This window comes from Jejuibacter sp. L23 (genome assembly GCF_050815825.1).
Taxonomy (GTDB): domain Bacteria; phylum Pseudomonadota; class Gammaproteobacteria; order Enterobacterales; family Enterobacteriaceae; genus Jejubacter; species Jejubacter calystegiae.
The window spans coordinates 4,209,961-4,228,601 of the sequence record NZ_CP138199.1; the positions used below are offsets into that span (position 1 = coordinate 4,209,961).

Genomic DNA, 18,641 nt, shown 5'->3' on the forward strand with positions numbered 1-18,641 from the left:
CTGACTCAGCGCTCGTCGCGCCGCCCCCCGACCGCCGCCCACAGCCGCTGGACGTGTACGGTCACTTCTTCCCTGTCGTGATAGAGCTGACGCGCCTGAATTCGGGCGTTGATCCCGGCCTCGTTAAGCTGGCTCTGTAGATGCACCAGGTTGCGGGAAACTTCCTCGTAGCGCTTTTTCATCGGCAGCTTCAGGTTGAAGATGGTTTCACGACACCAGCCGTTCACCAGCCACTGGCCCATCAGCGCCGCCACTTTGGCGGGCTTTTCCACCATATCGCACACCATCCAGGAGATATTGGTGCGGGTGGGGCGATACCTGAAGCCATCTTCCCGTAGCCAGGTCACCTGGCCGGTATCCATCAGGCTCTGGGCCATGGGACCGTTATCCACGCTGTAGACCCACATATTGCGTTTCACCAGTTGATAGGTCCAGCCGCCTGGACAGGCCCCGAGATCCACAGCATGCATGCCGTTAGCCAGCCGTTCGTCCCATTCGTCGTGAGGAATAAAGACGTGGAACGCCTCTTCAAGCTTGAGGGTGGAGCGGCTGGGAGCGTCTGCCGGGAAGCGCAGACGTGGAATTCCCATATAGAAAGGGGAGTTGTTAAAACTGTATGAGTAGCCGATATAGCAATAACCCGGCGCAATAAAAAAGACGTGCACCACCGGGCGCTGCGCGGAGTCCTGACGCCCCAGCACGCCCGCGTTACGCAGTGCGGAACGCAGCGGCACCGTGAATTTGCGGCAGAACTTCATCAACTCTTTGCTTTCGTTGGTATCCGCCACTTCGACCCTAAGGTCGCCACCGCGCTCCACCACGCCATTCAGGGCGGCAGTAATCGGCGTAATGCGATCCTCCGGGGATAAATCTTCCAGCAAATCACCGGCTACAAACATCTGACGGGCGAAGATAAGCCCACTGAACGGCAGCTCGCGCCCCAGCTTGTCGGCATCGCCCTGCTGGTAGCACTCGAAGCTCACATAACCGCTGTTATCCTTAACCCTGGCGAAGCCGTATACTTCCAGGCGACCGGCCTTGTCGGTTATCTCCGCCGCGCACTCTTTCTCAAATCCCTGACGGCAGTAAAGAATCACCTTATTCATGGGTCACGCCCTTACGCTTCAGGCGAATGGCGCCAATCAGCATCAGCACCCAGCCAATCAGGAAGCTTACGCCGCCTACCGGGGTAACAAAGGCCCACAGACGCAGGTGCGAGAGCGCCAGACAGTACAGGCTGCCGCTGAACAGCACCGTTCCCAGCGCCAGGAAGACGCTGCTCCAGTAGAACCAGATACTAATACGGCGCTGCATTGCTACCGACAGTCCCAGAATCGCCAGAGTATGGAAGGCCTGATACTGAAGCCCGGTCTGGATCCAGCTCATTTCGGCCACGCCTAAGGATTTACTCAACACATGGGCGCCAAACGCGCCCAGTGCCACATACACAAAGCCGCTCACCGCGGCGAAAATCAGCATAAAACGGCTGGTCATAATCAAACCCTAAATAAGCGCTACCTGAGTGCGCGTCGTTTTCTATTGTTCGTAACGAAAGCGGAACTTTTCCTGTTCACTGGCCGCCTTTGCCAGAATCCACTGCCGAAAGGCGGCTATTTTACCCAGTTCCGCCTGACTGTCATGGCATACCAGATAAAAAGCGTTCTTACTGACCAGAACATCGTTGAAGGGGCATACCAGACGCCCCGCCTCAATCTCCGACTGGGCCATCACATTATTGGCCAGCGCAACCCCCTGGCCGTGGATCGCCGCCTGGAGCACCATGGCGCTGTGGCTGAAAATCGGCCCCTGCTGCACATTGATATGCGACAGCCCCATCTGACGCATCCAGGTCTGCCAGTCGCGACGCGATGCATCGTGCAACAGCGTATAGCGGGACAGATCCTCCGGCGTTTTCAGCGGGTTGTCGCCGGTCAGCAACAGCGGCGAACAGACCGGCAGCAGGTATTCTGCATACAGCTTTTCCACCCTAAGCCCCGGCCAGTTGCCACGGCCATAAAAGATAGCCACGTCCACATCGTCGGTCAGTTTTTCCTCTTCGCGATCCACCGCCTGGATACGCACATCAATGCCCGGCCATTCGGCGTTAAAGCTCGACAGCCGCGGCACCAGCCAGTGAATGGCGAAGCTGGGCAGCATGCTGACCGTCAGCGCCCCTTTGGCGCTACGGGCCTGAAGCTTACGCGTGGCTTCCGTCAGTTGGGAGAAAATCTCTTTGATGTCCTGATAGTAGCTCTGTCCCTCCTCCGTCAGCAACAGCGAACGGTTACGGCGCCGGAACAGTTTCAGGCCAAGGAAATCTTCCAGCGACTTGATCTGGTGGCTAACCGCCGCCTGAGTCACAAAGAGTTCTTCGGCCGCTTTAGTAAAACTAAGGTGGCGGGCAGCGGCGTCGAAAACACGCAGCGCGTTAAGAGGTGGCAATCGCTTGGACATGGCTTTGTATACCAATTGTTAATGCGAATACACAAATAGGCTACAACTTTCACCTATTAGTTTTTTTTATCTGAGGCATTATAAATTGTCCGTTGAGCATCTACCAGCAAATACCTATAGTGGCGCCACTTCCTGAGCCGGAACGAAAAGCTTACGGACTTGTTTCGGGGGCTTTTGGCTTACGGTTGTGATGTTGTGTTGTTGTGTTTGCAATTGGTCTGCGATTCAGACCACGGTAGCAGGGCTACCTGATTTCACTTTCTGTACATTTACCCTGTCTGTCCATAGTGATTTAATGTAGCACCGCCAGATGCGGTGCTTTTTTTTGTCTGCTCTTCCCCGGGACAGCGCAAAGACAAAAAAGGCAGGCGTCTGACCGCCTGCCCATTAAGGTAACGGCTGTGACGCTACCTAGTCCAGCGCCACCATTTCACGAATATCGGTACGGTTGATCTGCTGCTTGTTGCCATCGGCATCAACGTAGCTAATCATACCGGTTTCACTGTCGGTGACCGGTTTACCTTCAGAGATAATGGTACGGCCATCACTGGTGTGCATCATGTAGTTTGGGCCTGAGCAGGCGGTCAAAGTTACCGCCATGGCACAGGCCGAAAAGAATAGTGCGACTTTCTTGTTCATCGTTTTCTCCTTAAATTCTGTAGCCCACGATGGGCAACGGCCAGAAACAGTTATCCGTCATTACTAAGCTTAATCCAATACCGAATAAATGGAGCAGAAAGCAGAGTAATCCAATAGTTGTTCCCGACGCCGAAATGCGTCACGATCCACGTATCAGTATGAGGATCGCCATGAATGCATTTAATCCTGCCCGCTTTCGCGCGCAGTTCCCGGCGCTGAACGACGCGGGGGTCTACCTGGACAGCGCCGCCACCGCCCTGAAACCCCAGCCGGTTATCGATGCCAGCCAGCAGATTTACAACCTGAGCGCCGGTAACGTACACCGCAGCCAGTATCAAGCGGCGCAACAGCTTACCAGCCGCTATGAAGCGGCGCGCAGCGCAGTAGCAAGGCTGATTCACGCCGCCAGTGACCGGGAAATTGTCTGGACCCGGGGCGCCACCGAGTCCATTAATCTGGTGGCGCAGTGCTACGCCCGCCCTCGCCTGCAACCCGGCGATGAGATTCTGGTCAGCGAAGCGGAACACCACGCCAATATGGTCCCCTGGCTGATGGTGGCCCAACAGACCGGCGCCCGTGTGGTTAAACTTCCCGTTACCGCTGTCGGCCTGCCGGATATCGACCAGCTACCGGCGCTGTTAACGCCACGTACCCGCATCCTGGCGCTGGGGCAGATGTCTAATGTTACCGGCGGCCGTCCGGACCTGGCGCGCGCCATCGGTTATGCGCACGCGGCTGGCGCAGTAGTCGTGGTGGACGGCGCCCAGGGCATTGTTCACTGTCCGCCGGACGTACACGAGCTCAACATCGACTTCTACGCCTTTTCTGGTCATAAGCTCTACGGACCGACCGGCATCGGCGTACTGTACGGGCGTGAGGAGCTACTGGAAGCCATGCCCCCCTGGCTCGGCGGCGGCAAAATGGTGGAGAAAGTGAGCTTCGACGGTTTCACGCCCCAACCGATCCCGCACCGCTTCGAGGCGGGTACCCCAAATATCGCGGGCGTCACGGGGCTCAGCGCCGCCCTGGCGTGGCTGAGTGAAACGGATATGGCGGAAGCCGAGCGCTACTGTCAGGGGCTGGCGACCCTGGCCGAGGAAGCGCTGGCCCGACGCCCTGGCTTTCGCAGCTTCCGACTCCAGGACTCCAGCCTGCTGGCCTTCGACTTCGCGGGCATTCACCATGCCGATATGGTCACGCTGCTGGCGCAGTCGGGCATCGCGTTGCGGGCCGGTCAGCACTGCGCCCAACCGCTGCTGGCGGCGCTGGGCGTCAACGGCACCCTGCGGGCCTCCTTTGCCCCCTATAACACCCGGGAAGATGTCGATAAGCTTATCGACGCCGTCGACCGGGCTCTGGAAATACTGGGAGACTGAAACGATGACAAGCCCGGAATTAGTCGGCCACCCTTTTGGCACCGTGATTACCGCAGACAGTCTGCGCCAGACCTTCGGCCCGCTGCGCCAGTGGGAAGATAAGTACCGCCAGTTGATCCTGCTGGGCAAACAGCTTCCCGCCCTGCCGGAAACGCTAAAGAACCCGGGGATTGAGATAGCCGGTTGCGAAAACCGCGTGTGGCTTGGCCACCGCCGGCTGGCGGATGGCCGGTTGCACTTTTATGGCGATAGCGAAGGGCGGATCGTTCGCGGTCTGCTGGCGGTAATGCTCACTGCCATTGAGGGGAAAACGGCCGCAGCGCTGCGTCAGGAGGATCCCCTGGCGCTATTCGATGAGCTGGGGCTCAGCTCCCAGTTGAGCGCCTCGCGCAGTCAGGGGCTGGCGGCGCTGGCGCTGGCCGTGCAGCAGGCCGCCCTCGAAGTCTGATATCAGCCGCGCTGGCGCGCCGCCTTCGCCATCATCTTCTTAAGCACATGGGACACCGCCACAAAGCCAAAGCTGGCGGTGACCATGGTCGCCGCACCGAAGCCGGAAGCGCAATCCATTCGCTTCGGCCCCTCAGCAGAGCTTTTCGCGGCGCACACTGAGCCGTCGGGCTGAGGATAGACCAGCGCCTCGGTGGAAAAAACGCAATCCACCCCCAGCTTGCCTTTACTGTTCTTCACCACGCCGAAATCATGCTTCAGACGTTCGCGCAGCTTAGCCGCCAGCGGATCCTGAATGGTCTTTGCCAGGTCGGCCACCTGAATCTGTGTGGGATCGATCTGCCCACCTGCACCGCCGGTAGTGACCAGCGGCACCTTATTACGTCGGCACCAGGCGATTAATGCCGCCTTCGGCCTGATGCTGTCGATTGCGTCAATCACATAGCTGAATCCCTGATCCAGCAGCTGTACCACATTATCTGGCGTCACGAAATCATCCACCACCGTGACCCGGCATTCGGGATTAATGGCGCGAATGCGCTCCGCCATCACCTCGCCTTTCGCCTGCCCCACGGTGTCGAGCAGCGCGTGAATCTGGCGATTGGTGTTGGTCACGCAGACATCATCCATATCGATAAGCGTAATGGCGCCAATGCCGGTACGCGCCAGCGCTTCCGCCGCCCAGCTTCCAACGCCGCCAATCCCCACCACGCAGACGTGCGCGTTAGCGAAAAGCGTCAGGGCATCGCGCCCGTACAGACGCGCCGTGCCGCCAAAGCGCTGTTGCCAGGCGTCGGTAACTACTGTTGTCATGATATTGAAACCTCAGAAATAGAAGAGGGTGAGAAGCGGGATTTGCCCCTCACCCTGCCCCCTCCCCAAAAGGGAGAGGGAACTCACTGAATAAACTAGCCGTTAAACAGGGTGTGCCCGGCACCCGGCGCCGATTTCAGTACCCAGACGCGACCATAGTGATTATACCATCCCGCACGGTGTCCGGCGTCCGGGCCAATGCCCTGATAGATATCGAAGTGCTGGCCTTTAATGGCACCGCCCACATCCAGCGCCACCATCACGCGCATCTCATACTGGCCGGTAAACTTGCCGTTATCGTCAAGCAGCGGCACTTCCATCAGCAGGGTGGTGCCGGTAGGCACAATGCTGCGATCCGAAGCCACAGAGGCGCGGCCAATGAGCGGCACCGCGGCAGCGCCTTTCACTGGGGCAAAGGTTTCGGGCTTAAAGAAGACGAACGAAGGATTCTGCTCCAGCAGCTCGCGCACTTCCGCCTCACTGTGGGTTTCGGCCCAGTGGCGGATGGCCTGCATCGACATATCTTCACGCTTCACTTCACCGCGATCGATCAGCACCTTGCCGATACTGCGATAGGCATGGCCGTTTTTACCGGCATAGCCAAAGAAGGTCAGCGGGCTGCCATCGCCAAAGTCGATATAGCCGCTACCCTGGACATCCATAATAAAGTTATCGATCAGCGAATTGCTCCACGCCAGAACATAGCTGTCGCTCAGCGCGCCGCTGTAGATCGCCGCACGGGAAGGCAGGCGGCCATTTTTCGGCGGCATCCGGTAGATAGGATATTTGAACTCACCCTGACGGGTGCGGCGAGCCTCAACGACCGGCGTGTAGTACCCGGTAAACTGCACGTTGCCGTAGCTGTCCGCCCCCTGCATCTGCCAGGCGTCGATACCGTACTGGCTCAGGGTGCGGGTATCGCCACCGGCACGCAGCCACTGCTCAACGGCGCCGTAAACATCGCTCTGGCTGCCAAACAGGCGCGGCGATGCATTGCGGATCTCCCCTATCTGACGGGCAAAATCGCCAGCGTTAATCGGTACGCCGATGGCATCCGGCTGATTCACCAGCGAGAACGGCTGGGTAAATTTACCATCGCTATATTGCTGACCGCGATCGGTCGGTTTAGAGGAACAGGCGGCCAGCAACACCAGCATAGCCCCCGTCAAAATCTTATTGGCCCAACGTCCTTTCATTCATCTTCTCTTCTATATCAGTTATGCCGCATGCCCGCAGAGCAAGATACCAAAGGCTCCGGGCTATTGAAACGCGCCAGGGGCCTCAAAATGTAAAATGATTAAAAAACGCGCTTATCGGGGGATATTTCAACGGTCACCGGCTAAATCCACGATTTCTTTAAAAAAGGGTTGCATCAAAATCTCAGGGGAGTATATTGCGCACCCATCGGACGCGGGGTGGAGCAGCCTGGTAGCTCGTCGGGCTCATAACCCGAAGGTCGTCGGTTCAAATCCGGCCCCCGCAACCAATTCAAGTCGCCAGTGGCGCAACAATGTAAGTAGTAAAGACGGACGCGGGGTGGAGCAGCCTGGTAGCTCGTCGGGCTCATAACCCGAAGGTCGTCGGTTCAAATCCGGCCCCCGCAACCAATCATTAAGGCACCCTTTCGGGTGTTTTTTTGTTTCTGCCGCTAGAAAACCGTAAATTCCCTTATTCCAGCATCAGAAACAAAAAAACCGGCACCCGGCCGGTTTCTTCATCTGATTTTCTCTCAGCCACGCCGCGCCATACGCGCATCATCGGCAAAGTAGGCTTTAATCCCCGCCAGGATCGACTCCGCCACCTTCTGCTGGAATGCAGCAGTTCGCAGCTTACGCTCTTCCTGAACGTTACTAATAAAAGCCGTTTCCACCAGAATAGACGGAATATCCGGCGCTTTCAGTACCGCAAAGCCCGCCTGCTCAACCCGCCCTTTATGCAAACGGTTAACGTTGCCCAGTCGGGTTAATACTTCCTTACCAAATTTCAGGCTATCGGTGATGGTCAGCGACTGCACCATATCGAACATAGTGTGATCCAGATAGCGGTCACCGCTCTTACTCACCCCGCCCACCAGATCGGCGGCGTTCTGAGTCTGAGCCAGATATTTAGCGGCAGTGCTGGTGGCGCCTTTGGTCGAAAGCGCATAGACCGATGAACCGTGGGCTGAGCGATCGTTAAAAGCATCGGCGTGGATGGAAACGAACAAATCGGCTCGCTGTTTTCGGGCCTTAGCCACACGAACCCGTAGCGGAATAAAGACATCCTCGTTACGGGTCATATAGGCTTTCATATTCGGCTCTTTGGCAATCAGCTTATTCAACCGACGCCCAATCTGGAGCACCACATCCTTTTCATGAGTACGATGCTTACCGGTCGCTCCGGGATCCTCCCCGCCGTGGCCAGGATCGATCATAATCACTATCGGGCGATCGTGCCCCGCCCTGCCAGGTGAAGGCCCCTGATCCGGCGCCGCTTTGTCCAGGTCGCCCTTGTTGTAGTCTTCGAGCAGCGCCAGAAGCGGATCCTGTTCGGTATCGCCCTTCGCCGGATAGAGGTCCATCACGAGACGCTCTTTAAACTCCGCCACCGGCGCCAGCGCAAACATATGCGGCGCCACGTCCTGCTTAAGCTCAAACACCAGCCGCACGGTTTGCGGGTCGAACTGCCCTACCCGCGCCGACTTAATATAGGGATCGTCCGGGCGAACCAGGTTACCCAGTTTTTTCAGTACCGAGTTAAGGTGAACGCCTTCGATATCCACCACCACGCGCTCAGGATTACTTAGCGCGAACTGGCGGTATTTTAACTCGCGGTTGGACTCAATGGTGACGCGGGTATAAGTAGACGCTGGCCATACGCGAACCGCGATGACCTGACTGGTCGCTGCAAAACCCAGCGGACTCACGCTGAGCAACCACATCGCCCCTGCCCCCTGAAGTAACCGGCGACGACTGATTGGACTCTCTCCCGACATGATTCTCCCAGGCCAAAACAATGAACAGAAATCTGGTGCGATAGTACAAAAATCCGAACCCGAAACTCTAGCGAAACCGTCACCGGGTGTCATCTATAAAAGGGTAAACATACGGTAACAATCAAGAAAATCCGTACCGCCGTTGGGCAAAAAAGCGCTAAATTTCCCCTTGCGCCCACCTCAATAAAAGAATAAAAATACACTTATTACGAATAATAATTCACTGAGGATCGTGCCGTGGTAAAGGAGCGCAAGACAGAACTGGTTCAGGGTTTTCGGCATTCCGTCCCCTGGATCAACGCCCATCGCGGGAAAACGTTTGTCATTATGCTGGGTGGAGAAGCCATCGAGCACGAGAATTTTTCCAGTATTGTTAATGACATAGGTCTGTTACATAGCCTGGGAATTCGCCTGGTGGTGGTCTATGGCGCCCGCCCGCAGATAGACGCCAACCTGGCCGCCCACCACTGTGAGCCGGTCTACCACAAGCACACCCGGGTGACGGACGCCAAAGCGCTGGAACTGGTTAAACAGGCGGCGGGCCTGCTGCAACTGGAGATCACCGCCCGGCTGTCGATGAGCCTTAACAATACGCCGCTCCAGGGCGCGCATATTAACGTGGTCAGCGGTAACTTTATTACCGCACAGCCGCTGGGCGTAGACGACGGCGTGGATTATTGCCACAGCGGGCGAATTCGTCGTATCGACGCCGAGAGCATCCACCGTCAGCTCGATAGCGGCGCCATCGTGGTGATGGGGCCGGTCGCCGTCTCCGTCACTGGCGAAAGCTTTAACCTGACCTCAGAAGAGATCGCCACCCAGGTAGCGGTAAAGCTGAAGGCCGAAAAAATGATCGGTTTCTGCTCTTCCCAGGGAGTCAGCAACGGTGAAGGCGGCATTCTGTCGGAGCTGTTTCCGGCCGAGGCCCAACAGCGGGTCGAAGAGATGGAAGCCAAAGGCGATTATCACTCCGGCACCGTCCGTTTTCTGCGCGGCGCCCTGAAGGCCTGCCGTAGCGGGGTACGGCGCTGTCACCTGATGAGCTATCGCGAAGACGGGGCGCTGTTGCAGGAGCTATTCTCACGGGATGGTATCGGCACCCAGATTGTGATGGAAAGCGCCGAGCAGGTAAGGCGCGCCACTATTAACGATATCGGCGGCATTCTGGAGCTGATTCGCCCGCTGGAGCAGCAGGGCATCCTGGTGCGCCGCTCCCGTGAACAGCTGGAGATGGAGATCGACAAATTCACCATCGTCCAGCGCGATAACCTGACCATCGCCTGCGCCGCCCTCTATCCGTTCCCGGAAGAGCAGATTGGCGAAATGGCCTGCGTGGCGGTTCACCCGGACTACCGTAGCTCATCACGGGGCGAAGAGCTGCTCAAGCGCATCGCCACCCAGGCGCGTCAGATGGGGCTGAACCGGCTGTTCGTGCTGACCACCCACAGCATCCACTGGTTCCAGGAGCGCGGCTTTATTCCGGTAGATGTCGAACTGCTGCCGGAAAGCAAAAAGCAGATGTACAACTACCAGCGCCGCTCCAAAGTGTTAATGGTGGAGCTTAATCAGTAAAGAGCGCGGGCAGGCCGCTACGCCGTTCAGTACCGGTGATAATGGCCTGCTCCAGCACGCTGTCCCGTCCCCAGATAGTCAACCGCCGCTTCGCCCGGGTAATGGCGGTGTAGACCAGTTCCCGGGTCACCAGCGCCACAAAGCGCGATGGCAGCACCAGCGCCGCGTGATCGAACTCCGAACCCTGAGATTTATGTACCGTCATCGCCCATGCGGTTTCATGGGCCGGTAGACGGCTGGGCTGCACCGATTTCACGCTGCCGTCCGGCATGGGAAACCAGACCCGAATCCCCTCGTCGCCCTCAAGGGCAATACCGATATCGCCGTTAAACAGCTCCAGTGCGCTGTCGTTGCGGGAAATCATCACCGGCCGCCCGTGATACCAGCGGGAGCCACTCTGCGGGCGCGCCAGCGCACCGCGCCGCATCAGAACCTGCTCCAGCCGTTCGTTCAGACCACGCACGCCGAACGGCCCTTCGCGCAGAGCGCACAACAGCCGGTATTCGCTAAACGCCCCAATCAGCGCTTCCGGCGCAGCGTCGGCATTGCGTAACAGCGACAGATAACGGGCATAGCCCTCCCGGGCGCCCACCAGCATCCGGGCATATTCATCCAGGTTCCCCAGCGGCCAGAACGTAACATCTTCAAAGCCTTCGCCCAACACGCTACGCGCCGCCGCTTTGTCGCTACGGTTAACCGCAGCGGCCAGACGTCCAATACCGGAATCATGGCCGAAGCGGTAACTTTTACGCAGCAGGCACAGACTGTCGCGCAACGCCTCAGCACCCGATTTCTCGCTACCCGGTACCGGACAGCCGGTCAGTTGCGTCAGCTCCCGGGCCCGCTCGGCGCTATAGCCATCGCCGATAAAATGGCAGATATCGCCCAGCACCGCCCCGGCTTCCACCGAAGCCAGCTGGTCGCGATCGCCCAGGAAGATGACCCGGGCATGATGCGGCAGAGCCGCCACCAGCCGCGCCATCATCGGCAGATCCACCATTGATGCTTCATCCACTACCAGCACGTCCAGATGCAGCGGGTTATCGGCATGGTAGCGTAAACGCTGACTGCCAGGCTGAGCGCCCAGCAGCCGGTGCAGAGTACCTGCCTCTTCAGGCAACAGCGCCTGCTGCTCTGGTGTTAGCGCCAACTGACGCAGGGCACTGCCCAGCGATTCGGTCAGACGCGCCGCCGCTTTACCGGTTGGCGCCGCCAGCCGGATACGCGGCCTTTTAGCCTCTTCCAGCCGTATCAGCGCCGCCAGCAGTTTTGCCACCGTGGTGGTCTTACCGGTGCCAGGACCGCCGGAAATCACCGAAACCCGGCGGGTGAGCGCCACTGCCGCGGCCACTTTCTGCCAGTCGGTCTCCTGAGTAGCGCTGCCAAACAGGGAGTCCAGCACCGCGCGCAACTGTGACGCATCCTGGGAGACCACCCGGTTTCCGTCATGAAAAAAGCGCGCCACCGACTGCTCGTCCTGCCACATTCGGTTCAGATAGAGGCGATCGCCTACCAGTTTCAGGGGCGTTGCCGCATCGTCTTCACTGACTGCGGCAGAGGCCAGCAGCGCCTGACGCCAGTCGTCAGGATGACCTGCCGCAGTAAACAGCGCCTGCGCCAGTGACTCATGGCGCGCCTCAAAGCAGAGCTCTGGCCGCAGCCGGGAAAGCGGCAAACAGACATGCCCTTCCCCTGCGTCGCGGCTCAGCAGCGCCGCCGCCAGCGTCGCCGCCGCGTCATCCCCCACCAGAGTCAGCGCGAAGCGGGCATCCAGCGGGCGCAGCAGCTTCAGCTCCACCGCCTGCCCGAACAGTTCATGCAACGTCATGATGCCTCCTGCCCGGAAAAGAGCGCATCCAGCCCCGCCACCAGCGCCGGATCCGGCCGGGTAGTGAAGATGCCCTGCTGTGAATTGCCCGGCTCAACGCCGCGCAGAAACAGATAGATGACGCCGCCAAAATGACGTTCATAATCATAATCCGCCAGCCGATGGCGCAGATAACGGTGCAACGCCAGGCTGTAGAGCTGATATTGCAGATCGTAGCGGTGTTCGCACATCGCCTTTTCCATCGCCTCGCGGGTATAAGCTTCGCTGCCTTCCCCCAGCCAGTTCGATTTATAGTCCAGCAGGTAATAGCGCCCACGCCAGCGGAATACCAGGTCGATAAACCCCTTCAGCATGCCGCGAATCTGCTGGAACTGCAGTTCCGGGCAGCGCGCCGACAGCGGATCGTAGCGGTGGGCCAGCGCATCCAGTTGCTCAGGAGTGAGGGCAGCACTAATCGGCAGGTAAAATTCCAGCTCCACCTGACGCTCACGGGCAGAAAGCTGATTCAGACTGACGCCGTCATCACCGAGCGGCACGGCCAGAATCTGTTCCAGCCACGGAGCCAGTACCGGCTGCCACGCTTCGTCGTAGCCGCCGAGCTGTAACTGCTCACCAAGCCAGTCCGGATCCACCGGTTGGGTAAAATCCAGCTGTTCGAACAGGCCATGCAGGAAGGTTCCCGGCGAAGCGCCTCGCGGGAAGTGATGGGGAGTAAGTAATGGCTCACTGCTCTGTTCCGCGCTGCCTGAAGCATCCACATCCAGGCGCGGCATCAGATCCTGAGCGATGCCGCCGCCGTGGCGGGTCAGCCCGGAATAGCTGGTCACCCGCCAGGGTTCACGCCTGGCACGAGTGGCCTCTCTTGCCGCCAGTTCGCGCGCAGCGGGGGCGTTCGGCTGCCATGGCCGTTCATCGTCCATCGCCAGCTCCCGAAGCTGAATATCGTCGCTGCACAGATTTTCCAGCGCCTGGCGCAGCCCCGCTGCGTCGCAGGGGGTAGCGCGCTGAATCAACCAGCCGATAGCGCTAAGGTGCAGGTCGGAATCGCCTTTCTTCGTTCTGCCCCGCAGATAGAGCGGCGCGATACCGATGCTACAGTGCCAGATGGCGCGGGTCAGGGCCACGTAGAGCAGGCGCAGATCCTCCGCCAGCCGCTCCTCTTCCGCCAGTTCCAGCCCCTGTTTATCGTCGCTCAGATCCAGCAGCGTCTGGAAGCTGTCGCGATCGTGCCACAGCGCCTGTTTCTGGGGGCGGAACGAGGCGATAAAGGGCAGCCAGACCAGGGAATATTCCAGCCCTTTCGATTTGTGGATGGTGACAATCTGCACCAGATGGCGATCGCTCTCCAGCCGGAGCTGCTGGCTGGCGGCATTGTTATCCGGGGCTTCGATATGCTGCGCCAGCCAGCGCACCAGGGCATGTTCGCTGTCGAGGCGGGCTGAGGCTTCCTGCAACAGTTCACTCAGGTGCAGCAGATCGGTCAGGCGCCGCTCGCCGCCGGGGGAAGCCAGCAGGTTTTCCGCCAGCCCGCGCTTAGCCATCATGGCGCGAATCATCGGCATCACCCCGCGTCGTAACCAGAGCTGGCGATATTCATCAAACTCTTCCACCAGCCGGTCCCAGGCCCGTTCGTCCTGGTTCATGGCATCGATGGCGGCGGCATCCAGCCCCAGGATACTGGTCGCCATGGCGCTGCGCAGTGCGCTCTCCTGGCCCGGTGCCAGCACCGCCTGCAACAGCCAGTGCAGTTCACGCGCTTCGGGGGTGACGAACACGCTGTCGCGGTTTGAAAGATAGACCGAAGGAATATTCAGCGCCGCCAGCGCCTCCCGGACAATAGCCGCCTCGTTGCGGCTACGTACCAGCACGGTAATATCCTGGGCTTCAACCGGGCGCGAGCGCTCCCCGCGCCACAGCAGCGCGTCACCATTTTGCCCTGCCGTTAGCCAGTCGCGAATCTGGATCGCACACTGGCGGGCCATTGTCTGTTGGTAATCACTTACTCCACAGCCATCGCCAGGATGGAGCCAGACCGACATGGCCGGGCTCACCTCGCCATTCAGGGTAAAGCGCATTTGCCCATTGGGCGGCGCCGCATTGACCGGCTGAAACGGAATCTGACGAAACAGAAAGGCGTTTTCCTGGTGGGCGAACAGGCGGTTGACGCTTTCGACCATTCCCGGCGACGAGCGCCAGTTGGTGTCCAGCGTATAGTGGGCGCTCACCTCGGAGCGGGCGCGCATATAGGTAAAAATATCCGCGCCGCGAAAGGCATAGATAGCCTGCTTGGGATCGCCTATCAGCAGCAGTCCGGTTTCCTGCTGCCCAAGCCAGATGCGGCGGAAGATACGATACTGCTGGGGGTCGGTATCCTGGAATTCATCGATCATCGCCACCGGAAAGCGGCGGCGAATGGCCTCCGCCAGCGCATCGCCCCCCGGCTGGCTCAGGGCGGCATCCAGCCGACTCAACATATCGTCAAAGCCCAGCTCGCCCCGCCGCTGCTTTTCACGCGCCACGGTCTGGCGAATCTCCGCCAGCGCCCGGGCAATCACCAGATCGCGCAGACCCGGCGGCTCATCCAGTAGCGCCTCGATGGCGCTAAACAGCGGATGACGCGGCGGCTCGCCCTTTTTGGTCTTTTCATCAAGAAAACGCTGGCTGAATTTTTCCAGCGCTTCCGGCAATAGATAGCCGTGGGTTGGCTCGTCGGCCCACACCCCCACCCCCTCAAGCCAGCGCGGCAGGTTACGGCTGCTGAAACTGCGCTTATCTACGCCGGAATCGCCAATAAGCGCCGCCAGCCCGGGGGCCGCTTCCCGCCACTGCGCTTTTACCGCGTCGATACGCGCCAGATTGCGCTGATGACGCTGTTCCAGGGTCTCATCCTCCTGGGGCGGACGTTTCAACTGCGGCGCCTCGCCCTGCAGCCAGCTGTCGATATCGTGCAACAGCGCCAGCGGGCCGGACCACTGCGCGCTAATCGCCTGGGCCACAGGCCTTGATAGCGGATAGCAGTGGCGGCGCCAGAAATCGGCGCACGCCTGCTGACGCAGCTCGCTCTCATCTTCCAGTAGCTGTTGTTCAAACAGCATGCCGGACTCGAAAGCATTCAGGCTAAGCATGCGCTGGCAGAAACCGTGGATGGTGAAGACCGAGGCTTCATCCATCTGACGCTCAGCAAAGCGCAAAATATCGGCGGCCCGGGCAGGTTCGGGGATCTCCGCCAGCAGACGGCTTAGCAGGGGATCGTCGCTTTCCCCACGCACGCAGGCGATACGCAGGTCGTGAATACGGGCGCGAATACGGCCCCGCAGTTCGGCGGTGGCCGCTTCGGTGAAGGTCACTACCAGCAGCTCTTCCACGCCGAGCGGCCTGGGAAAGGCAGCTTCCCCTCCCAGGCCGAGCAACAGGCGCAGATAGAGCGCCGCAATGGTGTAGGTTTTACCGGTGCCCGCCGAAGCCTCGATCAGCCGCTCACCCGTGAGCGGCAACCGTAGGGGCTCAAGGGGCTGCGCGGCGATATCGGTCATGGTTTATCACTTACCAACGAAAAGGTTTTTTGCAGCTTGTGGATATCCGATTCACGCTCCCAGCCTTCAGGACTGGCGTAGTCCGCTTTGCCCTGCGAACCGGCAATCTGCGACAGCAGTGCTACGCCGCTGTGCTCCATCACCGCCTGGCGGTAAAAGTCGGCCAGCTGTTGTGGCGTGAGCTTACGGATTTCGTCCACCACTTTGCGGCGCGAGTCGAAATTCATATTGCCGCGGTCAAAGTCCTTGCTCAGGCGTGTCGCCTCTTCATTCAGCGTCTGGGGCGCCTGCATAAACTGGTTGATCACGCCCTGCTTAATCTGTGCGAACTCGGCGGGCGGCATCTTACGCAGTCGCTGCTCCACCCCCTGGAAGAAAGCGCCGTAACGCTGCCACAGGGCCGCAGGCTGGCGATCGCTGCTTTGCAGCAGGAAGCCGATGCCCCACTGACGCCCCACCGACATCGGGAAGGCAAACACCGCATAGCCCAGTTGCTCATTGGTACGCAACTGATTATAGAACCAGGGCTGGATAATCTGCGCCAGCATGCTGCTCATGGCGCCGCTGGTCTCTTCACTGTAGCCCGTCGGCACAAACAGGGCCGCCAGCGCCGAGTCAGTGCTGCTGCCCGCCTTCTCAATCAGTATGCGGCGGGCTTTATCCACCAGCACGTCCCGGGAGCGACACCATTCGCTGCCCTGAGTGCCCAATTGCTCGCGCAGCTGCTTCCCAAGCTCAGCAGCCTTCTGAGGCGCCATATTGCCCAGCACCAGCAGCTCTGGTAACGCGTTGCGCCGCAGGTTGTCGCGATAGCTTAATACATCCTTCAGGGTAATCTCCGGCAGTTGTGCCCGACGGTCGGCACGCTGAAAATAAGGTACCTGCGACAGCATCTGAACTGGCATAATAGCCTGTTCATAGGCTTTGCCCTTCTCGGCGGAATCCAGCATCCGGGTGTACCAGGACTTAGCCTGATCCAGTTGCTCCTGAGTCGGGGTATAGCTGAAGTAGCCCTTCATCAATTCGCTCAGTAGCTGAGGCAAACGCTGGGTATAACCGTTGGCGTTGACCATCAGCCCGCTGTTGGCGTTGGTCGAAAAAGAGATACCGCCCACTGCCGCCTGGCCTGCCAGTTCGTCGAGCGCCAGCCCTGCCAGATAATCATTCAGAGCAAACAGCACCTGATTTTTGGCGCTGTCCATTGCCTGCGGGTTACGCAGCACCAGCGTCAGATCGGCCCGGGGTTCATCAGCGAAATTCGCGCTGGGCATATAGAGCACCCGCAATCCCGGATCCTGCACCAGCAGTTCAGGGTGTGGGTACTTTTTCTCTGGCTTAATCAGCGTGAAGTCATCCGGAATGTAGGGATTGAGCGCGGGCAGATTCAGACTGATTTTCTGCCCCTCGTCGCGCCATGTATTCAGGGTCTGCGGCGTGATCTTATCGACCTGGTAAGGCGCATTCACGAAGTAGGCCGTCTTGTTGTGCGGTTCATCAGGGCTGATATACCAGACCCGGGCGTTTTGCGGCGTCATCATCGCCAGACGGGCTTTAATAGCCTTAGGGTCGTAGCGGTCGGCGATATTAGAGGCATCCAGCACGTGCGCCATCGGTACCCGCAGCATGGTATCCGCCAGCCACTCTACGTAGTCCATATCCCGGGTCAGCGTGGGATAGCGGAAGTCGAGATCCAGCACGTGGGCCAGTTCGTCGAAGTAGCGTTTATCCACCCCCTTTTCCCGCAGTAGCTTAAGATAGCTAAAGATAGCCGCTACGACTTTGTCACGCTGAGCCAGACCTTTATCCGTCAGCGATACCGAGATGGCGAATACCCCGCCGTTGCCGCTCACCATAGGATCGGAGCTGGCATTCACCCCTTCGGCCAGCCCCTGCTTCTGCAGCCAGTCAGAGAGCGTGTCGGCGCTACGGTTACCAATCAGATAACCGATCAGCTCATCGCTTTTGCTGCGGAACTGCGCGCTGTTGTTATCGATACGGAATTCGACGCGCAGCAGTTTACGCGGTAGCGCAGGCACATAGTGAATAATCAACCCTTTCTGGGCATCGGTAACGACGGGAACATCAATTTCCGGCTTCTGAACGTGGCGATTTTCCACTCGCCCATAAGTCTGAGCGGCAATCGAGGCCAGTTCCGGCAGCGGCTTATTGCCGTAAATGACCGCCTTCATCAGATTGGCGGAGTACCAGCGATCCCGGAAGGACACCAGCGCATCCTGGAGCTTACTGCCGGGTTTATCGCTCAGCGTTTCCAGGTTACCGCCGGAAAAGCGGGAGCCCGGGTGTGCCGGGTTAATGGTTTCGGCACTGACCTGCGCCATACGCATTCCGTCACGGGAGCGGGCCAGGGTCAGCTCGGCATTGACGGCATTACGTTCACGCTGGGCATATTCCGGTGAAAGCAGCGGTTCGGCAATGGCGTCCGCCAGCCTGTCCACCGCTGGCGCCAGCGCATCATTTTCCACCTCCAGGTAGAAAGCGGTACGATAAGGCGCGGTACTGGCATTATGGCTGCCGCCGTGCATTTTCAGGAATTCGGAAAGACCGTCCGGGCTGGGGTACTTTTTCGACCCCATCAGGATCATATGTTCCAGATAGTGAGCCAGTCCCTGATGTGCATCGGGATCCTGAAGCGACCCTACCGGCACTACCAGCGCTGACAGCGACTTCACCGCTTTGGGATCGGACACCAGCAGCACTTCCATACCGTTATTAAGGCGAACGGCCTGGTACTGACGGGGGTCTTTCTCGCTTTTACGGACAGTCTCCTTTAGAGGTTGCCAGCCCGTGTCTGCCTGACTCAGTGGTGCCCACAGGGCAATGAAAACAAACAAGAAATAGGTGGTAAACCAGGTGCTGCATTTAGGCATTCACGAACCTCACTATCTAACCTCCTGATATATCATCACGAACGGCTTCCGGCTTTGATGATTGTTATACCCTTACGGCGAGCGCATCATAAAGCAACTCGCCATGGTGAGCAATTT

Annotated in this window: 13 protein-coding genes and 2 tRNA genes; 5 read left to right on the forward strand and 10 right to left on the reverse strand. The window is 59.0% G+C overall.

Annotation, left to right across the window (positions count from 1 at the left end; genetic code table 11):
• Window positions 1-5: 5 nt before the first annotated feature.
• The 4 genes from rlmM to SCU88_RS20235 form a co-directional block, all read right to left on the reverse strand.
• Complete coding sequence (gene rlmM / locus SCU88_RS20220) at window positions 6-1,106, reverse strand: 23S rRNA (cytidine(2498)-2'-O)-methyltransferase RlmM (protein WP_175340974.1); 1,101 nt, start codon at window positions 1,104-1,106, stop codon at window positions 6-8.
• Window positions 1,099-1,494: a DUF423 domain-containing protein gene (locus tag SCU88_RS20225; RefSeq protein ID WP_138093171.1), complete on the reverse strand. Its 396-nt coding sequence runs from the start codon at window positions 1,492-1,494 to the stop codon at window positions 1,099-1,101. Before SCU88_RS20225 ends, rlmM begins: the two co-directional genes overlap by 8 nt.
• A gap of 42 nt (window positions 1,495-1,536) precedes the next feature.
• Window positions 1,537-2,454 carry a transcriptional regulator GcvA gene (locus SCU88_RS20230; protein ID WP_138093174.1) on the reverse strand — a complete coding sequence of 306 codons (918 nt, stop codon included), beginning with the start codon at window positions 2,452-2,454 and terminating at the stop codon, window positions 1,537-1,539.
• A gap of 411 nt (window positions 2,455-2,865) precedes the next feature.
• A complete protein-coding gene (locus SCU88_RS20235; RefSeq protein WP_138093177.1) occupies window positions 2,866-3,093 on the reverse strand; it encodes a YgdI/YgdR family lipoprotein in 228 nt (75 codons plus the stop codon).
• Window positions 3,094-3,263: 170 nt separating this feature from the next.
• Between SCU88_RS20235 and csdA the strand changes: the two genes are divergently transcribed.
• A complete protein-coding gene (csdA, locus tag SCU88_RS20240; RefSeq protein ID WP_175340975.1) occupies window positions 3,264-4,469 on the forward strand; it encodes a cysteine desulfurase CsdA in 1,206 nt (401 codons plus the stop codon).
• Window positions 4,470-4,473: 4 nt separating this feature from the next.
• Window positions 4,474-4,917, forward strand: a complete 444-nt coding sequence (gene csdE / locus SCU88_RS20245) for a cysteine desulfurase sulfur acceptor subunit CsdE (protein WP_175340976.1) — start codon at window positions 4,474-4,476, stop codon at window positions 4,915-4,917.
• Between the two features lie 2 nt (window positions 4,918-4,919).
• Here the strand turns inward: csdE and tcdA are convergent, their stop codons facing one another.
• Both tcdA and mltA read right to left on the reverse strand, forming a co-directional pair.
• A complete protein-coding gene (tcdA, locus tag SCU88_RS20250) occupies window positions 4,920-5,729 on the reverse strand; it encodes a tRNA cyclic N6-threonylcarbamoyladenosine(37) synthase TcdA (RefSeq protein WP_175340977.1) in 810 nt (269 codons plus the stop codon).
• A 95-nt stretch (window positions 5,730-5,824) separates the two neighbouring features.
• Window positions 5,825-6,925, reverse strand: a complete 1,101-nt coding sequence (gene mltA, locus SCU88_RS20255) for a murein transglycosylase A (RefSeq protein ID WP_138093195.1) — start codon at window positions 6,923-6,925, stop codon at window positions 5,825-5,827.
• A gap of 213 nt (window positions 6,926-7,138) precedes the next feature.
• On the opposite strand from mltA, the gene SCU88_RS20260 reads away from it, so the two are divergent.
• Window positions 7,139-7,215: transfer RNA gene (locus tag SCU88_RS20260), tRNA-Met, on the forward strand.
• Between the two features lie 44 nt (window positions 7,216-7,259).
• Window positions 7,260-7,336: transfer RNA gene (locus SCU88_RS20265), tRNA-Met, on the forward strand.
• Window positions 7,337-7,458: 122 nt separating this feature from the next.
• Here the strand turns inward: SCU88_RS20265 and amiC are convergent.
• Window positions 7,459-8,703, reverse strand: coding sequence for an N-acetylmuramoyl-L-alanine amidase AmiC (gene amiC, locus SCU88_RS20270; RefSeq protein ID WP_138093198.1), 1,245 nt, complete (start codon window positions 8,701-8,703; stop codon window positions 7,459-7,461).
• 237 nt (window positions 8,704-8,940) lie between these two features.
• Here amiC and argA point away from each other — a divergent pair, with 237 nt between their 5' ends.
• Entirely contained in the window at window positions 8,941-10,275 is a 1,335-nt protein-coding gene (gene argA / locus SCU88_RS20275; RefSeq protein ID WP_175340978.1) for an amino-acid N-acetyltransferase, read from the forward strand.
• Here argA and recD read toward each other — a convergent pair.
• From recD to ptrA, 3 genes are read right to left on the reverse strand one after another with little or no spacing between them, the layout of a single operon-like run.
• Entirely contained in the window at window positions 10,265-12,103 is a 1,839-nt protein-coding gene (gene recD / locus SCU88_RS20280; protein WP_175340979.1) for an exodeoxyribonuclease V subunit alpha, read from the reverse strand. The genes argA and recD overlap by 11 nt on opposite strands.
• Complete coding sequence (gene recB / locus SCU88_RS20285; RefSeq protein ID WP_175340980.1) at window positions 12,100-15,636, reverse strand: exodeoxyribonuclease V subunit beta; 3,537 nt, start codon at window positions 15,634-15,636, stop codon at window positions 12,100-12,102. Before recB ends, recD begins: the two co-directional genes overlap by 4 nt.
• A complete protein-coding gene (gene ptrA / locus SCU88_RS20290) occupies window positions 15,633-18,524 on the reverse strand; it encodes a pitrilysin (RefSeq protein ID WP_175340981.1) in 2,892 nt (963 codons plus the stop codon). The genes recB and ptrA overlap by 4 nt, the downstream gene beginning before the upstream one ends.
• Window positions 18,525-18,641 lie beyond the last annotated feature (117 nt).

Coding starts and splice junctions, on each gene's coding strand:
- rlmM (WP_175340974.1), bottom strand. CDS start 1,106: ATGAATAAGGTGATTCTTTACTGCCGTCAGGGATTTGAGAAAGAGTGC.
- SCU88_RS20225 (WP_138093171.1), bottom strand. CDS start 1,494: ATGACCAGCCGTTTTATGCTGATTTTCGCCGCGGTGAGCGGCTTTGTG.
- SCU88_RS20230 (WP_138093174.1), bottom strand. CDS start 2,454: ATGTCCAAGCGATTGCCACCTCTTAACGCGCTGCGTGTTTTCGACGCC.
- SCU88_RS20235 (WP_138093177.1), bottom strand. CDS start 3,093: ATGAACAAGAAAGTCGCACTATTCTTTTCGGCCTGTGCCATGGCGGTA.
- csdA (WP_175340975.1), top strand. CDS start 3,264: ATGAATGCATTTAATCCTGCCCGCTTTCGCGCGCAGTTCCCGGCGCTG.
- csdE (WP_175340976.1), top strand. CDS start 4,474: ATGACAAGCCCGGAATTAGTCGGCCACCCTTTTGGCACCGTGATTACC.
- tcdA (WP_175340977.1), bottom strand. CDS start 5,729: ATGACAACAGTAGTTACCGACGCCTGGCAACAGCGCTTTGGCGGCACG.
- mltA (WP_138093195.1), bottom strand. CDS start 6,925: ATGAAAGGACGTTGGGCCAATAAGATTTTGACGGGGGCTATGCTGGTG.
- amiC (WP_138093198.1), bottom strand. CDS start 8,703: ATGTCGGGAGAGAGTCCAATCAGTCGTCGCCGGTTACTTCAGGGGGCA.
- recD (WP_175340979.1), bottom strand. CDS start 12,103: ATGACGTTGCATGAACTGTTCGGGCAGGCGGTGGAGCTGAAGCTGCTG.
- recB (WP_175340980.1), bottom strand. CDS start 15,636: ATGACCGATATCGCCGCGCAGCCCCTTGAGCCCCTACGGTTGCCGCTC.
- ptrA (WP_175340981.1), bottom strand. CDS start 18,524: ATGCCTAAATGCAGCACCTGGTTTACCACCTATTTCTTGTTTGTTTTC.